Annotated in this window: 14 protein-coding genes, 1 other RNA gene and 2 pseudogenes; 6 read left to right on the top strand and 11 right to left on the bottom strand. The window is 63.7% G+C overall.

What is annotated here, in order from left to right:
• Positions 1–75: 75 nt before the first annotated feature.
• Positions 76–2,406, top strand: coding sequence for an NAD-dependent DNA ligase LigA (ligA, locus tag B2S33_RS17185; protein WP_288650721.1), 2,331 nt, complete (start codon positions 76–78; stop codon positions 2,404–2,406).
• Positions 2,407–2,624: 218 nt separating this feature from the next.
• An RNA gene (gene ffs / locus B2S33_RS17190) (signal recognition particle sRNA small type) lies at positions 2,625–2,721 on the top strand.
• Positions 2,722–2,863: 142 nt separating this feature from the next.
• Here ffs and B2S33_RS17195 read toward each other — a convergent pair.
• Positions 2,864–3,313: a DUF2846 domain-containing protein gene (locus tag B2S33_RS17195; protein WP_028687964.1), complete on the bottom strand. Its 450-nt coding sequence runs from the start codon at positions 3,311–3,313 to the stop codon at positions 2,864–2,866.
• Between the two features lie 168 nt (positions 3,314–3,481).
• Positions 3,482–3,922, bottom strand: coding sequence for a helix-turn-helix domain-containing protein (locus B2S33_RS17200; protein WP_288650723.1), 441 nt, complete (start codon positions 3,920–3,922; stop codon positions 3,482–3,484).
• Positions 3,923–4,002: 80 nt separating this feature from the next.
• On the opposite strand from B2S33_RS17200, the pseudogene B2S33_RS17205 reads away from it, so the two are divergent.
• A pseudogene (locus B2S33_RS17205) lies at positions 4,003–4,480 on the top strand (DUF2938 domain-containing protein).
• A gap of 3 nt (positions 4,481–4,483) precedes the next feature.
• On the opposite strand, the gene B2S33_RS17210 reads toward B2S33_RS17205, so the two are convergent.
• Positions 4,484–5,242 carry a substrate-binding periplasmic protein gene (locus B2S33_RS17210; RefSeq protein WP_028687962.1) on the bottom strand — a complete coding sequence of 253 codons (759 nt, stop codon included), beginning with the start codon at positions 5,240–5,242 and terminating at the stop codon, positions 4,484–4,486.
• A gap of 119 nt (positions 5,243–5,361) precedes the next feature.
• On the opposite strand from B2S33_RS17210, the gene dnaX reads away from it, so the two are divergent.
• The 3 genes from dnaX to recR all read left to right on the top strand — a co-directional run bounded on the left by dnaX (position 5,362) and on the right by recR (position 8,546).
• Positions 5,362–7,419: a DNA polymerase III subunit gamma/tau gene (gene dnaX / locus B2S33_RS17215; RefSeq protein ID WP_027916014.1), complete on the top strand. Its 2,058-nt coding sequence runs from the start codon at positions 5,362–5,364 to the stop codon at positions 7,417–7,419.
• Between the two features lie 63 nt (positions 7,420–7,482).
• A complete protein-coding gene (locus tag B2S33_RS17220; RefSeq protein ID WP_023535908.1) occupies positions 7,483–7,818 on the top strand; it encodes a YbaB/EbfC family nucleoid-associated protein in 336 nt (111 codons plus the stop codon).
• A 125-nt stretch (positions 7,819–7,943) separates the two neighbouring features.
• Positions 7,944–8,546, top strand: a complete 603-nt coding sequence (gene recR / locus B2S33_RS17225) for a recombination mediator RecR (protein WP_023535938.1) — start codon at positions 7,944–7,946, stop codon at positions 8,544–8,546.
• Positions 8,547–8,647: 101 nt separating this feature from the next.
• On the opposite strand, the gene B2S33_RS17230 is transcribed toward recR, so the two are convergent.
• The 8 genes and pseudogenes from B2S33_RS17230 to ccoG all read right to left on the bottom strand — a co-directional run bounded on the left by B2S33_RS17230 (position 8,648) and on the right by ccoG (position 17,021).
• On the bottom strand, positions 8,648–9,196 hold the full coding sequence (locus B2S33_RS17230; protein WP_023535921.1) for an adenine phosphoribosyltransferase: 549 nt from the start codon (positions 9,194–9,196) through the stop codon (positions 8,648–8,650).
• A gap of 54 nt (positions 9,197–9,250) precedes the next feature.
• The gene (fnrA, locus tag B2S33_RS17235) at positions 9,251–9,985 is read right to left on the bottom strand and encodes a Crp/Fnr family transcriptional regulator FnrA (protein ID WP_027916015.1); all 735 of its coding nucleotides are present in this window, start codon (positions 9,983–9,985) and stop codon (positions 9,251–9,253) included.
• A 178-nt stretch (positions 9,986–10,163) separates the two neighbouring features.
• Positions 10,164–11,546: an oxygen-independent coproporphyrinogen III oxidase gene (gene hemN, locus B2S33_RS17240; protein ID WP_027916016.1), complete on the bottom strand. Its 1,383-nt coding sequence runs from the start codon at positions 11,544–11,546 to the stop codon at positions 10,164–10,166.
• A gap of 177 nt (positions 11,547–11,723) precedes the next feature.
• Complete coding sequence (locus B2S33_RS17245; RefSeq protein ID WP_027916017.1) at positions 11,724–12,407, bottom strand: sulfite exporter TauE/SafE family protein; 684 nt, start codon at positions 12,405–12,407, stop codon at positions 11,724–11,726.
• A complete protein-coding gene (gene ccoS, locus B2S33_RS17250; protein WP_028687961.1) occupies positions 12,400–12,612 on the bottom strand; it encodes a cbb3-type cytochrome oxidase assembly protein CcoS in 213 nt (70 codons plus the stop codon). The genes B2S33_RS17245 and ccoS overlap by 8 nt, the downstream gene beginning before the upstream one ends.
• Before the next feature lie 19 nt (positions 12,613–12,631).
• A pseudogene (locus B2S33_RS17255) lies at positions 12,632–15,029 on the bottom strand (heavy metal translocating P-type ATPase); the annotation flags it as partial.
• 37 nt (positions 15,030–15,066) lie between these two features.
• On the bottom strand, positions 15,067–15,591 hold the full coding sequence (locus tag B2S33_RS17260; RefSeq protein ID WP_028687959.1) for a FixH family protein: 525 nt from the start codon (positions 15,589–15,591) through the stop codon (positions 15,067–15,069).
• A gap of 14 nt (positions 15,592–15,605) precedes the next feature.
• Positions 15,606–17,021 carry a cytochrome c oxidase accessory protein CcoG gene (gene ccoG, locus B2S33_RS17265; protein WP_027916021.1) on the bottom strand — a complete coding sequence of 472 codons (1,416 nt, stop codon included), beginning with the start codon at positions 17,019–17,021 and terminating at the stop codon, positions 15,606–15,608.
• Between the last annotated feature and the right edge of the window lie 309 nt (positions 17,022–17,330).

Genomic DNA, 17,330 nt, shown 5'->3' on the forward strand with positions numbered 1-17,330 from the left:
GGCAGAAGGCGATGACCAGGCTTGGCCCTCCAGACGCTGCAGGCTGCTCTTTCGTTTTGCAAGAGAAGCTGAAAAATGACCGCTGAAACCCGCATCCACGAACTGCGTGCCGAACTCGACCAGCACAACTACCGCTACTATGTGCTGGACGAACCTAGCGTGCCCGACGCCGAGTACGACCGGCTGTTCAACGAACTCAAGGCGCTGGAGGCCGAGCACCCCCACTTGATCACGCCCGATTCGCCCACCCAGCGGGTAGGTGGTGCGGCCCTTGCTGCATTCAGCCAGGTTCGTCATGAGGTTCCCATGCTCAGCCTGGGCAATGCCTTCGAAGAAGCCGACCTGCGCGAGTTCGGTCGCCGCGTGACGGAGGGGCTGGACCAGCCAGACGCGGTGGATTTCAGCTGCGAGCCCAAGCTCGATGGCCTGGCGGTCAGCCTGCTCTACCGTGACGGTCATCTGGTGCAGGGTGCCACGCGAGGCGACGGCACCACCGGCGAGGACATCAGCGCCAACGTGCGCACCGTGCGCAACATTCCCTTGAAGCTGCACGGCCAAGGCTGGCCTGCGGTGCTGGAAGTGCGGGGCGAGGTGTTCATGAGCAAGGCCGGCTTCGACCGGCTCAATGCGTCCCAGGCCGACATTGGCGGCAAGACGTTCGCCAACCCGCGCAATGCTGCGGCAGGCAGCCTGCGTCAGCTGGACTCCAAGATCACTGCCAGTCGCCCGCTGGAATTCTGCTGCTACGGTGTCGGTCAGGTGTCCGCGCCTGTGGCCGACAGCCATATCGCCACGCTGGAGCAACTCAAGGCATGGGGATTGCCGATCAGTCGTGAGCTCAAGCACGCGGCCGGCATCGAGCAATGCCTGGACTATTACCGCGACATCGGTGAACGGCGTAACAGCCTGCCTTACGAGATCGACGGCGTGGTGTTCAAGGTCAACAGCCTGGCCGCACAACGTGAGCTGGGTTTCCGTGCCCGGGAGCCGCGCTGGGCCATCGCCCATAAGTTCCCGGCGATGGAGGAGCTCACCGAGGTGCTGGACGTGGAGTTCCAGGTGGGGCGCACGGGCGCGGTTACCCCGGTCGCCCGTCTGAAGCCGGTAAAGGTCGCCGGTGTCACGGTGTCCAATGCCACGTTGCACAACATGGACGAAATCGCACGCCTGGGCCTGCGCATCGGCGATACGGTCATCATCCGCCGCGCAGGTGATGTGATTCCGCAGGTGATGCAGGTGGTGCTGGAGCGTCGCCCGGAAGGGGCGCGTGAAGTGCAGGTGCCCAGCCAATGCCCTGTGTGCGGCTCCCACGTGGAGCGCACCCAGCTGGTCAAGCGCAGCAAGGGCAGGGAAGTGACCAGCGAAGGGGCCGTGTACCGCTGCGTCGGCCGCCTGGCCTGTGGGGCGCAGCTCAAGCAGGCGATCATTCACTATGTGTCGCGCCGGGCGATGGACATCGACGGGCTGGGTGAGAAAAGCGTGGAGCAGTTGGTGGACGAGGGCCTGATTGCCTCACCAGCCGACCTTTACACGCTCGCGTTCGACCAAATCGTAGGCCTCGAGGGTTTTGCCGAAGTGTCGAGCCGCAAGCTGCTCGAAGCCATCGCCGCCAGCAAGCAGCCGACCCTTGCCCGCTTCATCTATGCCCTGGGCATTCCCGATGTCGGTGAAGAAACCGCCAAGGTGCTGGCCCGCTCACTGGGCAGCCTGTCACGCGTGCAACAGGCATTGCCGCAGGTGCTCACCTACCTGCCGGACATCGGCCTGGAAGTGGCCCATGAGATTCACAACTTCTTTGAAGACGAACACAACCAGAAGGTCATCCGCCAGTTGCTGGACAGCGGCATGCAGTTGCAGGACGAAGGCGAGCTGGCAGCCGAATTCGCCGCCAGTACCACCCTGGCCGACCTGCTCGCCAAGCTCGACATCCCCTCGGTAGGGCCGACTGGCGCGCAGAAGCTGGTGGCGCGCCTGGACAGCCTGGACAAGATCATCGCCGCGGATGGCATCGACCTGCGCCAGGCGCTCAATACGCGCCAGGCAGAGGCTGTACGCGCGTTCTTCAGGGATGAAGCCAACCAGCAACTGGCCCACGCCATCGAAGCGCAGTTGCTGGCCTTCGGCATGCACTGGCGTAGCGAGAAGAAGGTGGCCGAGGGGCTGCCTCTGGCGGGCCAGACCTGGGTGCTCACCGGCTCCCTGGAACGCATGAGCCGCGACATCGCCAAGGAAAAGCTCGAAGGCCTGGGTGCGAAAGTGGCGGGGTCGGTTTCTGGCAAGACCCACTGCGTGGTGGCAGGGCCGGGTGCCGGGTCGAAGCTGGCCAAGGCCAGCGAGCTGGGCGTGAAGGTGCTCGATGAAGAGGCGTTCGTGGCGTTTCTTGCCCAGCAGGGCATCGAGGTCTGAAAACCCAGGGGCTGTGCTGACCCGTTGCGTGAGTGCCGGCACTTGTCCATCTTGGCGGCCGGGGTCGCTGACGGGTTAGGGTGTTTGACCGTGTGGCGCGCGCTAGCCAGACAAGTCATTGAGAAATGATGACTTTTTCTGCCGCAGAGGTTGTATCTGGGCTCAGGACCGGTACAATGGCGCCACTCGCTGTTCAGCGAGACATGTAGTGGTGGCCCTGTCGGTCCTCCCGCATTGATTACCCGTTAACCTGGTCAGGCCCGGAAGGGAGCAGCCATAGCGGGAACATCGAGTGCCGGGGTGTGGCTGGCGGGGCCGCCTCCATTTCAGGCCCTGAATTCTACAAGGCCAAGCGCTCAGTCACCTAAACTGTGCCGTTTTTTCGTAAGTGCCCGCACTGCGAACACTGGCTATAACGCTGCGCACACTACCGCATACGCAGCATCAGGCGCTGGGGTTACTGTGATTTTGCCAACGTGCACTTCTGCAGATGGGCCTGGCCCACGCTTTCAGGCACAACCTCCAACTTCGCACCGCCTACGAAAACGCCAACTTTGATCGATTGGCGGATGTAGTAATTCTTCCCGCCCACCGCCATCAAATCGATGACATTGTCACTGAATTCGGACTCAGTGCCGATCTTGTGCGGGCCAGGGGTAACCAGGCGGTAGAAGTAGACCCGGTTTGCAGTTTGTCCCACGATCTTGCCATCGACAGTGACGATTTTCTTCAGGGCTTTACCGACGAAGTTGTCACGGTAGATATAGAGGCCGGCCTGGTCGGCGGGCGGTGCTGCAAAAGTCTTTAGCGCGGCGTCTGCTTCGGGGCTCTCCATGGGTACGGAGGCGCAGCCCGTTAAGATAGCCAGACTGATGACAGTAGCGAACAGCTTGATGCGAGACAGCATCGAGATTTCCTTGTCGATAATGAATGTTGAATGATCAGCGCTTCGCTCCATCATTAATATCATTATGCCATGCTGCCTCGCGGTGCATCGAGACGTGAATACAAACGCCTTGAGCGTTGCACTCATGGGCATGCAGGTGAATCCGATTCTGGATGTCGTTAGCCCTATTCAGTGCCTAGGTTTACCTGCCGAAGGGGTCGCCATTTTCAAACGGCGCACTACATTCGGATGTGCTGATCGTGCTGAGGCCACTGCCATCAACCGGCGAAACCGCGGGCAGGCCAGGTGATCGGCCGCAGGGCACTCAGCCGCATGGCGTAAGCCCTTGCTCATGGCCTGCAATGTCTTGATCTGGCTGTCGAGCTCATCGGCCTTGGCCAGCAGCTGCGCCCGGTCGACCTTCAGGTCCACCAGCAGGGTGCTGATCTCGTCCAGCGAAAAACCGGCGGCCTGGCCCACCGCTATCAATGCGAGCCTTTCAGCCACGTCGGCCGAGAACTGCCGGCGTTGGCCTGGCTCGCCACGCGCCGTGAGCAGGCCGTTCTTCTGGTAGTAACGCAGCGTGGAAGACGGCACGCCCGTGCGTCTCGCCACATCGGCAATGTCCATGTACAAGCCCTTGACTTGAAGTTGACTTCAACTTGCATGCTGCCCGGCGTATTCAACAACGTCAAATGAGAGGAAGCGTCATGGTCAACAGCGAACAGTGGATTGCAGCAATGGGCATCGGCGTTGGCGCCACACTGGTCATGGACGGCTGGTCTGCGGTCTCCAGGCGCCTGGGCGCCACCACGCTCGATTACGCCTTGGTAGGTCGCTGGGCCGGGCATGCACTGCAAGGGCACTGGCGCCATCAGGCGATCCGGCAGGCCCCGCCCATCAAGCACGAGCGGGTGTGGGGCTGGGCGCTGCACTACGCCATTGGCGTGGCGTTCGCGATGCTGCTGGTCACTACGGCGGGCGTCGCGTGGCTGAGCGCGCCGACCCTGTGGCCGGCATTGGCCGTGGGCGCAGGTACGGTACTGGCGCCCATGTGCCTGATGCAGCCTGCCATGGGCATGGGTTTTTTTGCTTCACGCACGCCCAGCCCCTGGCGTGCGCTTCAAGAGCTTGGTGAACCACATGGTATTCGGTATCGGGTTGTACGTGACGGCCTTGGCGCTATAGGGATCAGGTGCCCGTCCCGGTGGGTGGGGGCTCTTCGGTGCTGCCGTAGCGTTGCAGCAAGCGCTCCATCTCCCCACTCTGCTTGATGCGCACCAATGCGCGCAGCAGCGCTTGGGCGGGGATGTCAGGGTCGTTGCGGACCAGGCAGCCCAGGTCCTGCTCGTCCAGCACCGCCAGTGGCTGCAATTGCGCATGGCGCTGGTGGTTGAACCACCGCAGTGACAGTTGGTTGCTGACGGCATACCGGTACCGTCCCGCTTGCAACTTCTGCAAGGCCAGCTCCTGGCTGCGGCTGTCTTCCCGGTAAAGCCGGTGTGCCGCCAGCAAGGGTTCAAGCGTGGTGTAGGTGTAGCCCAGAACGGTGCCGATGGGCTGGGGTGACAGCCGTTGTGGCGAAATCGGGCCGCCTTCGCCCAGGCGGCCTACCAGCACATCGCGCTGGTGAATCAGCGGCACGCTCCAGATGAAGTCCTTCGGCCGCGCCATCAACCACTGGTCGCTGACGTAGCAACGTACATCGATATCACCCTGGTTCATCGCCTCCTCGAGGCGCATTCGAGCCATCACATGATATTCGGGTCGGGCACCGGCTTGTTTGGCAGCTGCTTCCATGACATCGAACAGCAGGCCTTCGACCGGCTGGCCGTTCTCGATGCGAATCAGCGGCATGCTCCAGCTCTCGGCCACCGAAAAGCGCAGTACCGGCTGTTCAGCCAGGCTGTGAGCCGACCAGAAAAGAAACAAAGCCAGCAGGGTCCGCACCGCAGGTTCTCCATGATCCGCTGTCCATCGTCGCGCACGGCCAGTCAGGCAGTGCAATTTTGCCCCCGCTCCGCTAGCATTAGCGATCTTCCGCTCGATCAGGCTACGATGGTTTTTCGATGAGTTATCAGGTTCTTGCACGTAAATGGCGTCCGCGCTCGTTTCGCGAAATGGTCGGCCAGGCCCATGTGCTCAAGGCCTTGATCAACGCGCTGGACAACCAGCGCCTGCACCATGCCTACCTGTTCACCGGCACGCGCGGTGTAGGCAAGACTACCATCGCGCGCATCATCGCCAAATGCCTGAACTGCGAAACCGGTATCACCTCCACGCCCTGCGGGACCTGCTCGGTCTGCCGCGAAATCGATGAAGGGCGTTTCGTCGACCTGATCGAGATCGACGCCGCCAGCCGCACCAAGGTCGAGGATACCCGCGAGCTGCTGGACAATGTCCAGTACGCGCCGAGCCGTGGGCGCTTCAAGGTCTACCTGATCGACGAAGTGCACATGCTCTCGACCCACTCCTTCAACGCGTTGCTCAAGACGCTGGAAGAGCCACCGCCCTACGTCAAGTTCATCCTGGCCACCACCGACCCGCAGAAACTGCCGGCTACCATCCTTTCGCGCTGCCTTCAGTTCTCGTTGAAGAACATGAGCCCGGAGCGGGTGGTCGAGCACCTGAGCCACGTGCTCGAGGCCGAAAACGTGCCGTTCGAGGCCGATGCGCTGTGGTTGCTCGGCCGCGCGGCCGACGGCTCGATGCGCGATGCCATGAGCTTGACCGACCAGGCCATCGCCTTCGGTGAAGGCAAGGTGCTGGCCGCCGATGTGCGCGCCATGCTCGGCAGCCTGGACCATGGCCAGGTGTACGGGGTGCTGCAGGCATTGCTCGAAGGGGATGCACGCGCCCTGCTCGAAGCCGTGCGCAACCTGGCCGAGCAGGGCCCGGACTGGGCCGGGGTGCTGGCCGAAATGCTCAACGTGCTGCACCGTGTGGCCATTGCCCAGGCCTTGCCCGAGGCCGTGGACAACGGCCAGGGTGACCGGGAGCGCGTGCTCGCCCTGGCCGCTGCATTGCCGGCCGAGGACGTGCAGTTCTATTACCAGATGGGCCTGATAGGGCGGCGCGACTTGCCTTTGGCGCCCGACCCGCGTGGTGGTTTCGAGATGGTACTGCTGCGCATGCTGGCGTTCCGCCCGGCCGATGCCGATGGAGCCCCGAGGCCGGTGCTAAAGCCAGTGGGGATCAGCCAGGCCACAGCTGATTCCGTCGAACCGGTGGCGCCCCCGGCAGCGGTTGCCCAACCGGTAAGCGAGCCGGCTGCGTCGGCGCCGTCAACGCCTGCGCCTGTGATCGAGGTGCCTGCGCCGGCAACGGCAGACCATGAACCCGAAGCTGAGCGTGACCGCGAACTCGAGGCGGAGATTACGGCCATCTCGGTGCCTGAGCCAGTCGCGCCGGTAATCGATCTGCCGTGGGAAGCGCCTGCCGCACCGGCCATGCAGGAGCCCCAGCCGGCTCCAGCCCCCGTTGCTGCAAACCCTGCTCCTGCCCAACAGGCCGCTGCAACCCACGATGATGTACCTCCGTTCGATCCGGGTGCGTATGCATCGGTGGGCATGGACCGCGACGACGAGCCGCCGCTCGACGAAGACTACTACGCTGGCGAAAGCGATCCGGTGGGCTTCAGCTACCTCGACGAGCTGGCCGAACACGTCCAGGAGCAGCCCCAGGCGGCCGCCGAGCCGCTGCCTGCTGCCAAGCCGGCGACCGGGCTGGCCTTGCAATGGCTGGAATTGTTCCCGCAGTTGCCTGTCTCTGGTATGACGGGCAACATCGCGGCCAACTGCACGTTGATCGCCGCCGACGGTGATGACTGGCTCCTGCACCTGGACCCGGGCCAAGGCGCGTTGTTCAACGCCACCCAGCAAAGACGCCTGAACGAGGCGCTCAACCAGCACCTGGGGCGTACTTTGAACCTGCGCATCGAGCTGATCCGGCCCGAACAGGAAACGCCAGCTCAGGCGGCAGCCCGCAAGCGCCTGGAGCGCCAGCATGAAGCCGAGGCGTCGATCGAGCACGACCCGCTGATCCAGCAGATGATCAAGCTGTTTGGCGCCAAGGTGCGGCACGATACTATTGAGCCTGTAGAGGCCCTGGCCAGTCAGGGCCAATAACGAATAACCATGCGGCCAGCCCCGTGCCCGGCCGCATCACATGACCCAATCGAGGTATTCCCCATGATGAAAGGTGGCATGGCCGGCCTGATGAAGCAGGCCCAGCAGATGCAGGAAAAGATGCAGAAAATGCAGGAAGAGCTGGCCAACGCAGAAGTCACCGGCCAGTCCGGCGGTGGTCTGGTCAGCGTGGTGATGACCGGTCGCCACGACGTCAAGCGCGTGAGCATCGACCAGAGCCTGATGTCGACCGAAGAAGACGACAAGGAAGTGCTCGAAGACCTGATCGCTGCAGCCCTGAACGATGCCGTGCGCAAGATCGAACAGAGCAGCCAGGAAAAGATGGGCGGCATGACGGCTGGCATGCAATTGCCGCCAGGCTTCAAGATGCCGTTCTGAGCCCCTGCGCGCCCACGAACCGTCGCTGGTAACAGCGGCGGTTTTTTTATGGCCGCCGTGCCGATTTGACGCCACACCCCATGGTGGGTATAAACCGCCTCTTAATGACTTGTCAGGCGTTTCCCATGAGCTTCAGTCCTCTCATCCGCCAGCTGATCGACGGCTTGCGCATCTTGCCCGGCGTTGGCCAGAAAACGGCACAGCGCATGGCCCTGCAATTGCTGGAGCGTGACCGCAGCGGGGGGCTGCGGCTCGCCCAGGCGCTGACTCAGGCCATGGAAGGGGTAGGACATTGCCGCCAATGCCGCACCCTGACCGAACAGGACCTGTGCCCGCAGTGCGCCGACCCACGGCGTGACGACACGCAACTGTGCGTGGTCGAGGGCCCGACGGATGTCTATGCCGTCGAGCAGGCCGGGTATCGCGGCCGCTACTTCGTGCTCAAGGGGCATCTGTCGCCGCTCGACGGACTGGGCCCGGAGGCGATCGGCATTCCACAGTTGATGGCACGCATCCAGGAGCAGGGCACCTTCACCGAAGTCATTCTTGCCACCAACCCCACGGTGGAAGGTGAAGCCACGGCGCACTACATTGCGCAGTTGCTAGCTGAGAAGGGTCTGGTCGCCTCGCGTATCGCCCATGGCGTGCCCCTGGGCGGCGAGCTGGAGTTGGTAGATGGCGGCACGCTGGCCCATGCCTTTGCAGGGCGTCGCCCTATCTCGCTCTGAGGCAGTGATAGGGTACGACCTGCGGTGCAGTGACCTCGGGATTTCCGCCGCGAAGCTGATCCTGGTGTCGCCGCACCCCATCGCCGCCCAGGCGTCACCCCTCAACGCTCGCTGAGGGAAAACTCGGTCAGGCAGAAGGTCGGTACGCCCGCCGCTTGCAAACGGCGCGAGCCGTCCAGCTCGGGCAGGTCGATGATGGCTGCCGCCTCGAACACCTGCGCACCCGTACGGCGCACCAGGTTGGCGGCGGCCAGAAGCGTACCGCCGGTGGCGATCAGGTCGTCGAAGATCAGTACCGAGTCGCCCTCGCACAGACTGTCGGCGTGCACTTCAAGGAAGGCTTCACCGTACTCGGTCTGGTACCCCTCGCTGAGCACGTCAGCGGGCAGCTTGCCTTGCTTGCGGAACAGGATCAGGGGCTTGTTCAGTTGATGGGCGATGATCGAACCGATCAGAAAACCACGCGCGTCCATGGCGCCGATGTGGCTGAATTCGGCCTCCACATAACGCTCGATGAACTGATCGGCCACATAGCGCAGCCCGCGCGGCGACTGGAACAGTGGGGTGATGTCGCGGAAGATCACACCCGGCTTGGGAAAGTCCACTACCGGGCGGATCAGGGCTTTGAGGTCGAAGGCGTCGCTGTGCATTGTTGCAGGTATCCTGGGAAAACGAACGGCCCAGTATACCTGCTAAAGCCGCCCTCAGGCCTCCATTGCGCCACCGGCCAGCGCGCAAAGCTGGATCGGGTCGAGGATATGCACCTCCTTGCCTTCGGCGCGCAGCAGGCCATTCTGCTGGAAGCGGGTGAACACGCGCGACACGGTTTCCACCGCCAGCCCCAGGTAGTTGCCCATCTCGTTGCGCGACATGCTCAGGCGGAACTGGTTGGCCGAATAGCCACGGGCGCGGAAGCGCGCCGACAGGTTGACCAGGAACGTCGCGATGCGCTCATCGGCGGTTTTCTTCGAGAGCAGCAGCATCATCTGCTGATCGTCGCGAATTTCGCGGCTCATCACGCGCATCAACTGGCGACGCAGCTGCGGCAATTGCACCGACAGTTCATCCAGGCGCTCGAACGGAATTTCGCAGACCGACGTGGTTTCCTGGGCCTGGGCCGACACCGGGTAGGCCTCGGTGTCCATGCCGGAGAGGCCCACCAGTTCGCTGGGCAGGTGGAAACCGGTGATCTGCTCTTCACCGCTGTCGCTCAGGCTGAACGTCTTCAGAGCGCCGGAGCGTACGGCATAGACCGAGCCAAAATTATCCCCCTGGCGGAACAGGAACTCGCCTTTCTTGAGAGGGCGACCTCGCTTGACGATTTCGTCCAGTGCGTCCATGTCTTCCAGGTTGAGTGAAAGGGGCAGGCACAGGGGGGCCAGGCTGCAATCCTTGCAATGGGCCTGGCTGTGTGGGCGCAGTTTGACTGGCTCGGACATTTGACTCGATCCTTGTGGGAAAGCACACATAAGTCGTAAGGGTAACCCACGACATAGGGTGTAGGCCAGTGGCCGCGACCAGTAGGCTGGCTTGCCATGCCCGGCTGCGCATCACCCGATGGCCTGTGTGCCAGCAGCCGCATGGCCAGGACGCATGGAGTGCGGCCAAATGCCTCGCTCAGATCACACGGGAGAACCGTTGGCGATTGTGCAGGGCCAGGTAGGCATCGAAGACCATGCACACCGAACGGGCCAGCAGTCGCCCGGCCGGTAGAATCCGAATGCCCTTGTCGTCCAGGCGAATCAGGCCATCGCGCTGCAAGGTCAAGAGCTCCGGCCACAGGTCATTGAAATAGCCACGAAAATCGATGGCGAATGCCTGTTCGATCGACTCGAAGTCCAGCTCGAAATGGCAGATCAGCTGTTGGATGACCGCCCGGCGCAGACGGTCGTCGGGGGTGCACAGCAGGCCGCGCTGGGTGGCGAGCTGGGCGTTGGAGAGGCTGTCCTGGTAGGTGGTGAGGTCGCTGCTGTTCTGGCAGTACAAATCGCCGATTTGGCTGATCGCCGACACGCCCAGGCCGATCAGGTCGCAGTGCCCATGAGTGGTGTAGCCCTGGAAGTTACGCTGGAGCGTGCCTTCCTCCTGGGCAATGGCCAGTTCGTCATCGGGCAAGGCAAAGTGGTCCATGCCGATGTAGCGGTAGCCGGCAGCGGTCAATTGCTCGATGGTGGCGTGCAACATGTCCAGTTTGGCCGCTGCACTGGGCAGCTCCCCGGCTTCGATGCGCCGTTGCGGCATGAACCGTTCGGGCAGGTGGGCGTAGTTGAAGACTGACAGGCGATCGGGCTGCAGGCGGATCACTTCTTCAACGGTGCGTGCGAACCCTTCGGGCGTCTGGCGCGGCAGCCCGTAGATCAGGTCCAGGTTCACCGAGCGAAACTGCAGGGTGCGAGCCGCCTCGATCAAGGTGCGCGTCTGCTCCAGGCTCTGCAGACGGTTGACGGCACGCTGCACGGCCGGGTCCAGGTCCTGCACGCCGAGGCTGACGCGGTTGAAGCCCAGCTCACGCAGCAGGCCCATGGTCGACCAGTCCGCCTCGCGCGGGTCGATTTCGATGCCGTAATCGCCCGAATCGTCATCGAGCAGGCTGAAGTGCTGGCGCAGCGTGGCCATCAGCTGACGCAGCTCTACATGGCTCAGGAAGGTCGGGGTGCCGCCGCCGAAGTGCAGCTGCTCCACACGTTGCCTGCTGTCCATGTGGCAGGCCACCAGCTGGATTTCCTGTTCCAGGCGTTGCAGGTAGGGGGCAGCGCGTGCCCGGTCCTTGGTGATGACCTTGTTGCATGCGCAGTAGTAGCAGATGTTGGCGCAGAACGGCACATGCACGTACAGCGACAGCGGGCGCACGGCCCGCCGGCTTTCGCGCAGGGCGTGCAGCAGGTCGAACGAGCCCACTTCGCTGTGCAGTTGCACGGCGGTTGGGTAGGAGGTGTAGCGTGGCCCGGCCAGATCGTAGCGGCGGATCAGGTCGGTGTCCCAACGTAGGTCGTCGAGCATGAGGGCGGTCCCCGGAAAGAGCAGCAATGTTCCGGAGTCTAGGGATGTCTGTAGGAATCTGTGTTGATTTGTATCAAGCGCTAAACGGCCTGAGGGCGCTAGGTCTAGCTCAAGCGATGCGCGGTGGGTACGGCCGGTTACTGGCCATAAGCCATACGCTGCGCCGCCTGGCTCGCCTCAGTGGCCCATCAGCCAGTGTTGATGAGGGCCGGGCAGTGTCCATACGCCGAACAGCACCACGAGCATGCCGCCGGCCACCCGCACGCTGCGTTGTCTCAACAACCTGTTTACCCGCTCGGCCGCCAACCCGGTGGCCAGCAGCACGGGCCAGGTCCCGAGCCCGAATGCCGCCATCAGGGCTGCACTGTGCAATGCATTGCCTTGGCTGGCGGCCCACAGCAAGGTGCTGTACACCAATCCGCACGGCAGCCAGCCCCACAAGGCGCCCAGCAGCAGTGCGCGAGGCAGGCTCGAGACCGGAAGCAGGCGTGACGCCACCGGCTGGATGTGCCGCCACAGCCCGCGACCCATGGCTTCGATGCGGGTCAGTCCGCTCCACCAACCGGCCAGGTACAGGCCCATGGCGATCAGCAGCAAGGCGGCCATGATGCGCAAAACAAGCACGGCAGGGCTGTTGGCCACCGCCCAGCCCGCCATGCCGAGCATCAGGCCCGCGGCCGTGTAGCTGAGCACACGCCCGACGTTGTAAGCCACCAGCAGCCGCAATCGACGGCCGCGCTGCGCCGGGGGTATGGCCAGAGTCAGGGCGCCCATCAGGCCGCCGCACATGCCCATGCAGTGACCGCCTCCGAGCAGGCCGAGCACCAGCGCCGAGCCCAGTAGGGGTAGCAAGTCAGCCACGAGCCGGGGGCTCGGAAGGGTTATCAGGCGTTTGTTCGGGCGTGACGGCGGCTTGGTGACGGGGATCCTGATCGTCGAAGAGAATGCTGTGAGCGGGGCTTTCCAGGTCGTCGTACTGGCCGCTGTCCACCGCCCAGAAGAAGATGTAGACGGCCACGCCGACCAGCAGCAGCGCTGCGGGAATCATCACATAGAGGGCGGGCATGGCAGGTTCCTCGCAAGGGTAGGTGCTGACGGGGCCAGGGCAGGCGCCGCAGCAGGCATTCGGGTCAGGCGCAGGGCGTTGAGCACTACCACCAGTGAACTGACCGACATGCCGACCGCTGCCCACACCGGGGTGATCCAGCCAAGGGCCGCGAACGGCAACATGAGGCCATTGTACAGGCTGGCCCACAGCAGGTTCTCGATGATGATGCGCCGCGTGCGCCGCGCCAGCGAGGCCGTCTGCACCAGCGCCTGAAGCCGGTTGGAAAGCAGCACCGCGTCGGCGCAGGTCTTGGCCAGGTCAGTGGCACTGCCCATGGCGATGCTGATGTCTGCCGCCGCCAGCACCGGCACGTCATTGACCCCGTCCCCCAGCATCAGCACCTTGTGCCCGGCCTCTTGCAGGGCCTTGAGCCGCGCTAGCTTGTCATCGGGCCTAAGGCCGCCGGCGGCCTCGTCGATGCCCAGTTGCGCGGCCACCTCGCCGACCATCGGCGAGCTGTCTCCGGACAGCAGCAGCGTACGCCAGCCAAACGCCTTGCAGGCCGCGAGCAGGGCAGGGGCGTCTTCACGCAGGCGATCGTCCAGCCCGAACCAGGCCAGCGGCCCGCGGCGGTCGCCCAGCAGCAGCCACTGTCCCCGTGGCTCGGGTATCTANNCCTGGCCGATGCGCAGGCGTTGGCCTTCAACCTCACCCTCAAGGCCCAGCCCGGGCACGGCCAGCACACCATCGGCCGGCGTGGCCACTTGGCCGAAGGCCCGTGCGATGGGATGCTCGGAGCGGTTTTCCAGGGCCGCGGCCCAGGCCAGGCAAGTGTCGGCCGTTGCATGGCCCAGCGGCCTGATGCTGCGCAAGGTCAGGCGCCCTTCGGTCAGCGTGCCGGTCTTGTCGAAAATCACCGTGTCGATCTGATTCAGGCCCTCCAGCACATGACCGCGTGTAACCAGCAGGCCCAGCTTGTGCAACGTGCCTGTCGCCGCCGTCAACGCGGTCGGGGTGGCCAGCGACAGCGCGCAGGGGCAAGTCGCAACCAGCATGGCGAGCACAATCCAGAACGCCCGTTGCGGCTCCACCTGCCACCACCACACGCCAATCGCGGCGGCCGCGAGCAGTGAGCACAATAGGAACACCTGGGAGGCGCGGTCGGCAATCTGGGCCAGGCGTGGCTTTTCGGTCTGGGCACGTTCGAGCAAGCGGACGATGGCAGACAACCGCGAATCCTGGCCCAGGGCTTGCACCTGCACCTGCAGGGCGCTTTCCACGTTCAGCGTGCCACCTGTGACCCGATCACCCTCCTGGCGAGGTTGGGGCAGGTATTCGCCGGTCAGCAGCGACTCATCGACACTCGAGCGCCCTTGCACGATGCGACCGTCAGCCGGGATCACCGACCCCGGCAGCACCTGCACGCTGTCCCCGCAACGCAGTTCACTGAGCAGGATGCGCTCGCTGCGGCCCTGGGCATCGACACGCAGACAGGATGCCGGCAACAGGTTGACCAGTTGCGCCGTCGCGGCGGCCGTGCGTTCGCGGGCGCGCCGTTCCAGGTAGCGCCCGGTCAGGAGGAACAGGGCGAACATGCCGACAGTGTCGAAATACAGCTCGCCGCTACCGGTGACAGCCGTCCAGATCCCGGCACCGAACGCCAGGGCGATGGCCAGCGAGACGGACAGGTCCATGGTCAGGTGGCGGGTGCGCAGGTCACGCGCTGCGCCCTTGAAAAAGGGCGCGCAGCTGTAGAAGACGATGGGAATGGTGAGGAACAGGGCCACCCAGCGCAGGATTGTGTGCAACTCGGCGGACAGGTCCATGTTGAATTCCGGCCAGGTGGCCATGGTTGCCATCATCGCCTGGAACCACAGCAATCCTGCGACCCCCAGCCTGCGCAACGCACTGCGGTTTTCCCGGTTCAACTGCTCGGCCGCCTGGTCCGGCTGATAGGGGTGGGCGGCGTAGCCAATCCGGCGCAGCGCCGCCAGCACCTGCGACAGCGGCAATTGCCGATCATCCCAGCTCAGCAGCAGCCGATGATTGGACAGGTTCAAGCGCGCCTCGGCCACCCCCGGCAGGTTGCGCAGGTGCTTGTCGATCAGCCAGCCGCAGGCGGCGCAACTGACGCCCTCGACCAGCAGCGTGGTTTCGGCCAGTTCGCCCTCGTGCCGCACGAATCGCTGCTGCACATCGCTGCGGTCGTACAGCGCCAACTCGTCTTGCAACTGCCGGGGCAGGGCTTGCGGGTTGGCGCTGTTGTCGCTGCGGTGCTGGTAGTAGTGCTCGAGGCCCCCGGCCACGATCGACTCGGCCACAGCCTGGCAGCCTGGGCAGCAGAAGGCTCTGGGCTGCCCCAGGACCACGGCGGTGAACCCGCGACTGGCGGGAACGGGCAGTGCGCAGTGGTAGCAGAGGATGGGTTGGGTCATCGCATCATTGCCTTGCACAAGTCGATCGCGAGCGCGATCAAAGGTGTTGAGCGCCTTGTAGCGCCTCGTCACCCAACTCCAGGATCACACCATGCTCGACCTTCTCTTCTTCGAACAGGCGCCACACCTGATCGCCTTCGCTGCCCAGCAGCTCGACGAAGCGCCGGCCATTGACCTTGTCTTCCAGCTGGCCGACATAGCGCCCCTGCTCGACACGGCTCAGCAGCACCCGGCGGTCCATGGCCGGCTGGGTAGGGGAGATAAGGTTCAGCTCCAGCGTCTGCGGGTCACTGCTACCGGTCAGGCGCACATCTACCTCACCGGTCAGGTCGTCCAGGTGGACGCTGGCCTTGAGCGCCAGTTGCTGAGCCAGCAGCTCCCTGTCCAGGGAGCGGTTGATGCCCTTGCCGGCCTCGTAGTAGTTGTCGTTCACCAGGTTGTCCGGGTTGCGCACGGCGATGCTGACCATGGTCAGGCTCAGGCACACCGAGGTGGTCAGGATGCCGATGATGATCCAGGGCCAGAGGTGCTTGTACCAGGGGCTGGCGGCGGTGGCAGGCATGGTGTTCATCCTTCTTAGCGAATCTGCGGGCCGATGAAACGGCTCTTGGCTTCAACCTGGGCGTCGCTGTCATCGGCGCTCTTGAGGATGAAGGTGATTTCGTTGGTGGTCGAGGGAAGTTTTTCCGGGGCCACCGACAGTTGCACGGGGAGGCTGACGATGTCGCCGGCGGCCACGCGGATTTCCCGTTGGCCATCGAGCATCAGGTCGGGCAGGCCGGTGGCATCGAGCACGTAGACGTGGTCGCGCTGGTCCTTGTTCATGACCTTGAGGCTATACACGTTTTCGATGCGCCCCTGCGCATTCTCCCGGTACAGGACGCGGTCCTTGCTCACGTCCAGGCCTACCAGCGAGCGGGTGGCAAAGGCGCTGGCCAGGGCGATGATCATGACCAGCAGCACCACGGCGTAGCCGATCAGGCGAGGGCGCAGCAGGTGGGTCTTCTGCCCGGACAGGTTGTGCTCGGTGGTATAGCTGATCAGCCCTCTGGGGTAGTGCATCTTGTCCATGATGCTGTCGCAGGCGTCGATGCACGCGGCGCAGCCGATGCACTCGATCTGCAGGCCATCGCGGATGTCGATGCCCGTGGGGCACACCTGCACGCACAGGGTGCAGTCGACGCAATCGCCCAGGCCCTTGGCCTTGTAGTCCACGTCTTTTTTACGCGGCCCACGGGTCTCGCCACGGCGCGGGTCGTAGGACACGATCAGTGTGTCCTTGTCGAACATCACGCTCTGGAAGCGCGCGTAGGGGCACATGTACACGCACACCTGCTCGCGCAACCAGCCGGCGTTGCCATAGGTGGCCAGGGTGAAGAAACCGACCCAGAAGTAGGCCCAGCCGTCTGCCTGGCCCGTGAAGAACTCGACCACCAGCTCGCGGATGGGGGCGAAATAGCCGACGAAGGTCATGCCGGTGACGAAGCCGATCAGCAGCCACAGGCTGTGCTTGGCGAACTTGCGGGCGAACTTGTTGGCGCTCATGGGCGCCTTGTCCAACTTCATTCGCTGGTTGCGATCACCTTCGGTGACCTTCTCGCACCACATGTAGATCCACGTCCACACGCTTTGCGGGCAGGTATAGCCGCACCAGACCCGGCCTGCGAACACGGTGATGAAGAACAGGCCGAAGGCCGCCACGATCAGAATGCCCGACAGCAGGATGAAGTCCTGGGGCCAGATGGTCGCGCCGAAGATGTAGAACTTGCGCTCTGGCAGGTTCCACCACACGGCCTGGTGCCCGCCCCAGTTCAGCCAGACGGTACCGAAGTACAGCAAGAACAAGACCGCACCACCTACCATGCGCAAGCGCCTGAACAGGCCGGTGAAGGCACGTGTGTAGATTTTTTCGCGCGAGGCGTAGAGGTCGACGGAATCCTTTCCTGTCTTGGCAGGCGGGGTTACATCATGTACCGGTATATGCTTGCTCATCATCATGTCCCACGGCAGTGGAGAAATGCCGCGGCCAGTGCATGCCGGCCGCAGTCTCGCGCAATCTGCTAGGCCCTGTGTGAAAAGCCTTGATACTCAGTGATGCTGCGTTGAAAACAGCCTGGATCGCCAGCCCGGTCGGAATGCTCATTTACAACATGTAAACTCCGCTTCCTCGGCTGTTTTCGCCTTGCCTGACCTTCGTCTCAAGACTCTTCACACAGAGCCTAGCGCTGCGCGGCCATGATACGCCCCTGGCAGACGTTCAGACCAAGGTGCGACCTTTGGCCGCATTGGGTTGATCTTGTG

The sequence above is a fragment of the Pseudomonas sp. UBA5568 genome, from assembly GCF_002425525.1.
GTDB classification, from domain to species: domain Bacteria; phylum Pseudomonadota; class Gammaproteobacteria; order Pseudomonadales; family Pseudomonadaceae; genus Aquipseudomonas; species Aquipseudomonas fulva.